Annotated in this window: 3 protein-coding genes; 1 reads left to right on the top strand and 2 read right to left on the bottom strand. The window is 73.3% G+C overall.

The genetic code is table 11. The features are described from left to right. Positions 1 to 38: 38 nt before the first annotated feature. Both ACFXPK_RS16530 and ACFXPK_RS16525 read right to left on the bottom strand, forming a co-directional pair. Positions 39 to 569, bottom strand: coding sequence for a hypothetical protein (locus ACFXPK_RS16530; protein WP_385075876.1), 531 nt, complete (start codon positions 567 to 569; stop codon positions 39 to 41). A gap of 176 nt (positions 570 to 745) precedes the next feature. After that, positions 746 to 1,513 (bottom strand): hypothetical protein, encoded by a 768-nt coding sequence (locus tag ACFXPK_RS16525; protein WP_385008086.1) that lies wholly within the window; start codon positions 1,511 to 1,513, stop codon positions 746 to 748. Positions 1,514 to 2,380: 867 nt separating this feature from the next. Between ACFXPK_RS16525 and ACFXPK_RS16520 the strand changes: the two genes are divergently transcribed. Continuing rightward, positions 2,381 to 3,355, top strand: a complete 975-nt coding sequence (locus ACFXPK_RS16520; RefSeq protein ID WP_385003541.1) for an SCO0930 family lipoprotein — start codon at positions 2,381 to 2,383, stop codon at positions 3,353 to 3,355. The last annotated feature ends 120 nt before the right edge of the window (positions 3,356 to 3,475 follow it).

The following is a 3,475-nucleotide window of genomic DNA, read 5'->3' as shown; positions in this document are numbered from 1 at the left end:
GCTCGGGGCGACGGGCGTCCGGCGTCGGCCGGGGCGGTTCAGTGGACGCGGTCCTCCGTCCGCCGGCGCGCGGTCCGGAGCGCTCCGGCCAGACCGGCCACCACGAGCGCTGCGCCCGCGGCGAGTTCGCCGGTGCCGACGCCCCCCACGCTGCCGCCCAGACCGCCCCGTACCCCGGAGGGGGTGACCGAGGTGGTGGAAACGGTCGGCGCACGGGTCGGGGTGGCGGCCGCGGCCGCGACGGTGAGGTTGGTACGGCCGGTCGTCCCATTGCAACTGAACGACACCTGGTACACCGCGCCCCGCTTCGCGTCCCAGTCCACGGTGGCCGCGGTCGTACGGCCCGAGGGGATCGTCACGGTGTCGAAGACCGCCGAGGAAGCGGTCGCGGAGGTCGCGCAGTTGGTGACGCCGAGCGTCACCCGCCCGCCCGGGGCGACCGTGGAGGGGGTGACGGTGAATCCGAACGGCGTGTTGCCGCCGTGCACCACCGCCCCCGCGGGGGGCGCCGTCAGGGCGAGTGCGGCCACTCCCAGCAGAGCGGTGGTCGCGGCACGTATCGCGCGCATGATGAGCCTCCGGGTCCCCGAGGAGCAGCGGTGGAACCTTTTTCCACAGAAGACCGGTGCCTGCGCCTCGATGCCGGAAACGCTAGGAGCGCCCTACCACAGCCGCGATCGCTGACGGGCGAATGGGGCACGGCGGTCCCCCGTGCGGCGGACAGCCGTGCCCCGTTCGCCGTCGGTCAGCCGCCGATCTGCGGGAACAGGTCGAGGAACGGTGCCGTGGTCGCGCCGATGCCGCGTCCGTACGGGGCGTCGAAGTCCCAGATGAGGAAGAGCAGGAAGGCGATCAGCACACTGAACAGCCCCGCCAGCAGCAGTTCGCGGAACGAGCGCCGGATCCGGAGGACGAAGATCATCCCCACGGTGACCGCCGCGCCGATGATGAGGCCGAACCAGACCACCCCCGGCATCGTGTCCCCCGCGTTCTGACCCCGGGCGCCCCGGGCGTCGTCGGCGGCGGCCACCTGGTCGACCAGCGGCTGGTACGCCTGGCCCTCCAGATCGGTGCGGGGCGCGTACTGCGAGACATCGGTGCGCAGCTTGTCGAAGAGCTGGGTGCCCTTCGCGCTGAGCGCCTCGTGCCGGGACATGTGCGGCCACTCGGTGTGCACGACGTACGAGACGTACGCGTCCACGTCGCCGCGGATCTGCTCCCGCACCTCGGTGGGGTAGACCTGGACGCGCTGGCGGATCTCGTGGAGCGCCTGCGCCTCCTGGCGCACCGACTCCTGGGCGGCGCCCCTGGCCTCCCAGACGCCGGCGATCGCCAGGCCGAGGACGATCGCGTAGACCACCCCGATCATCATCGTCATGTAGTCCATGACACCGGGGATCTCGGCGGGGGCGTCGTCGTCCTCGGTGACGCCCCGGTTGTTGAAGATGACGATGGTCAGGACGACCGCGCAGGCGGCGGCCATCGCGATGCCCAGGACGAGCCAGTCCGACATGGGGGACCTCCGTGGATCAGCGGGAACGGGGGCGGGAGCGGGGACGCAGCACGGCCGCGGCGAGTACGGCGGGGGCCGTGATCAGAAGCATCCGCAGGACGGGGGAGGTGGAGCCGGGCGGCTTTTGACGGGTCGCCGGGCGGTAGGCGGGCAGGGCCACGGCGGGCGGCGACGGTGCGGCGGACGGGGTCGGGCTCGGGGTGGGGGAGGGGGTGGGCGGCGGCGGTGCGGGACGGGGCGGTGCGGGTGTGACGGCCACCGGACGGGGCCGGGGCGTCGCGACGGGCGGCGGTGCCGGTGCCGCGCGGGGCGGTCGAGGGGCGGGCCGGACGACGGGCGGCGGCTCCGGCGTGACCACCACGGGCGGTGGCGGTGGCGTCGGCCGTGGTGGCGGTGGAGGTGGAGGCGGTGGTGGAGGTGGTGGTGGTGGCGGTGGCGGTGGTGGAGGAGGCGGTGGCGGCTTCGGTGGTGGTTCGGGCGGTGGGGGAGGCGTCGGGGTCGGCCGGCAGCCGCCGCTGCCCGCCACGGCCACCGCCTCCCCCGTGGAGCCCGTACCGGTCGAGGCGTGGGCGCAACTGTCCGCCGCGGCGGGCGCCGGGGCGGCGGCCGACAGCGAGATGAGTGCGGCGGCTGTGAGCAGCCGTCCGACGAGCGATCCATGCACGGGCAGGAGCTTGGTCACCACCGGGCCCCGGCACGCCGGAAGTCGCTCGGATTCCCCCTGATAGGGGGTATTCGTCACCGACGAGAACACGCCGCGAAGTTTTTTCCGGCCGCGTTGAACGGGATGCCGCCTCCGTTCCGTACTTAGGACCATGAGCAGCGCATCCCAGCGCCTCAACCGGCCCATGGATATCAGGAGTTGACATGAACACCTGGCGGAACGCCTCGCTCGCGGTCACCGCGGCGGCCGTACTGGCCCTGACGACGGCGTGCGGTCAGGACCCGGGCACCAACACCAACGGACAGTCCGTCGGCGCCGCGAACCCCGCCGGTGCCGCCGACAGCGGATACGGCTCCGACACCGGTGCCGGGGCGGGGGCCGGTGCCGCCGGGGCCGGTACGGCGGCGGCGGCCAAGCCCGCGGGGCAACTCGCCGTGTGGGACAGCAAGAAGCTCGGCAAGGTCCTCACCGACAGCGAGGGCTTCACCCTCTACCGCTTCGACAAGGACACGCCGGCCCCGCCGAAGTCCAACTGCGAGGGCGACTGCGCCGCGACGTGGCCCGTCGTGACCGCCGGTGACGCCAAGGCCGCGGCCGGCACCGAGGCCTCCCTGCTCGGCGAGATCACCCGGGCCGACGGCACCAAGCAGCTCACCGTCGACGGCTGGCCCATGTACCGGTACGCCAAGGACACCAGCGTCGGCGACGCCAAGGGCCAGGGTGTGGGCGGCACCTGGTTCGCGTCCGCCCCCGACGGCAAGAAGGCGTCCCCGACGGCCGCCGGCGGCGGCGCGGGCGAGGGGTCCTCGGGCGATCTGGCGGGCCTCTCGGTCCGCAAGGACCCGAAGCTCGGCGACGTCGTGGTCGACGCGCGCGGCATGACGGTCTACCGCTTCAAGAAGGACTCGGCCTGGCCGATGAAGACCGCCTGCACCGGCGCCTGCCTCGACAAGTGGCCGGTTGTCGCCCCCGTCTCCAAGAACGACGTCGACGGCGTCACCACCAAGGGCTTCGTCACCTTCGACCGGCCCGACGGAATCAAGCAGCAGACCCTCAACTGCTCACCCATCTACACCTTCGCCGGGGACAAGAAGCCCGGTGACACCAATGGTCAGGGCGTCGGCGGCACCTGGTTCGCCGTCTCTCCCGACAACGAGCTGGTCGGAGCGTCCGAGTAGTCCCCACGCCGCGTCTCCGGCCCAACGGTCCCGGGCGGGGGGCGCCCGGGGCCGGCGGCGGGGCCGGCCCCCGCCCCCCCGCGGAGGGGGGAGACGCTAGCGAGACAGTGATGGATTTGT

The organism is Streptomyces sp. NPDC059142 (genome assembly GCF_042755665.1).
In the GTDB taxonomy this organism is placed as follows: domain Bacteria; phylum Actinomycetota; class Actinomycetes; order Streptomycetales; family Streptomycetaceae; genus Streptomyces.
The sequence above is the reverse complement of the archived record's forward strand: the minus strand, read 5'-3'. Positions and strand labels throughout refer to the sequence as shown.

Excerpts from the sequence above, each read along its gene's own strand:
- ACFXPK_RS16530 (WP_385075876.1), bottom strand. The coding sequence starts at position 569 with ATGCGCGCGATACGTGCCGCGACCACCGCTCTGCTGGGAGTGGCCGCA.
- ACFXPK_RS16525 (WP_385008086.1), bottom strand. The coding sequence starts at position 1,513 with ATGTCGGACTGGCTCGTCCTGGGCATCGCGATGGCCGCCGCCTGCGCG.
- ACFXPK_RS16520 (WP_385003541.1), top strand. The coding sequence starts at position 2,381 with ATGAACACCTGGCGGAACGCCTCGCTCGCGGTCACCGCGGCGGCCGTA.